Origin of the sequence: Mesorhizobium sp. M2A.F.Ca.ET.039.01.1.1 (genome assembly GCF_003998035.1) — a bacterium.
Classification (GTDB): Bacteria; Pseudomonadota; Alphaproteobacteria; order Rhizobiales; family Rhizobiaceae; genus Mesorhizobium.
The window spans coordinates 1-1,051 of the sequence record NZ_RZRY01001249.1; the positions used below are offsets into that span (position 1 = coordinate 1).

The following is a 1,051-nucleotide window of genomic DNA, read 5'->3' on the forward strand; positions in this document are numbered from 1 at the left end:
CGTGTAAGCGTGGAGTCATACGAATCCACATCTCCACGGACATGGATTCGTGTGTGAGTAGAAACACATATTTGTAGGAGAACGCTGGATGCCGACCGTGATCTCCGCCATCAACGGCAAGGGTGGCGCAGGAAAGACCACCGCGCTCATGAACATTGCCGGCGAGTATGCTCTGCGGGGCCTGACCGTCGCGATGGTCGACATGGATGCCCGCAGCAATTTGACCAAGTGGTGGAGCGACTGCCGGGAAAAGGAAGCGCAGGCAGAGGGGATCGATGTCCTTGGCCATAAGACCGCCAAAGCAGTTAGCGCCTTTCTGGATCGTGCAGCCGACAGTTTTGACTACGTTCTGATCGACACGCCGGGAGAGGACACCGCGATCATCGATCCGGTGATCGGATGGTCCGACCTGGTGATCTCGCCGATCCAAGCATCGAAGCGGGAGGTGCTCGGGGCGATCGATTGTTTCGAGTCCGTCCTGCGCGTCAACGACGCGCTCGGTCGCGATTGCCGGCATGGCGTGCTGCGGACGCGCGTCTCGCTGACCGTTCGTCATACCGAGCTTTATCGCAAGATTCGTCCGATCATCGAGGACGAGGTCGGCACCTATCTGTTTCGGACCGAGGTGATGGAGCGCAACGTCCACAAGGACATCCAGAACGGCATCGGTACGCTGCAGATGCAGGATTTGACCGAGGCAGTCGCCAAGGCGCGCCGCGAGACGCGGAGCGTCGTCGAAGAGATCGATACGCTTCTCAACCTTGGCGGCGAAAATGGGGAAGTGGAATGAGCCGCCGGGAAAACCTGTCGCTTGATGAGTTCGCGACAGCGCCTCGAAAGCAGATCGCCGCTGACCCCGTCAACGTGCGCCAACAAGACATAGCGACCAGATCGCCGGAACCGCCAAGCAGCAAGCCGGAGGTCGAAATCGACATCCGGCAGCAGGCAAGAAAGGCACTGCGGCGGGTGAAGCGCGAACGGGTGAAGGGAGAAAACTTCTTCGTCAATGTAAGTCTCGACCGGCAGACAAAGCGCCGGTTGAAGCTGGCAT

The 1,051-nt window shown here is 59.4% G+C and carries 2 protein-coding genes; both read left to right on the forward strand.

The window, feature by feature from the left end; translation table 11 throughout:
• Nucleotides 1-88 precede the first annotated feature (88 nt).
• A complete protein-coding gene (locus EOA24_RS39040; RefSeq protein WP_127410881.1) occupies nt 89-790 on the forward strand; it encodes a ParA family protein in 702 nt (233 codons plus the stop codon).
• Nucleotides 787-1,051 (forward strand): hypothetical protein (locus EOA24_RS39045; RefSeq protein WP_127410882.1); only part of this gene is annotated, 265 nt, incomplete at its 3' end. The genes EOA24_RS39040 and EOA24_RS39045, both read left to right, overlap by 4 nt.

What these genes read in the sequence shown, in the direction of transcription:
- EOA24_RS39040 (WP_127410881.1), top strand. Translation starts at nt 89, where the DNA reads ATGCCGACCGTGATCTCCGCCATCAACGGCAAGGGTGGCGCAGGAAAG.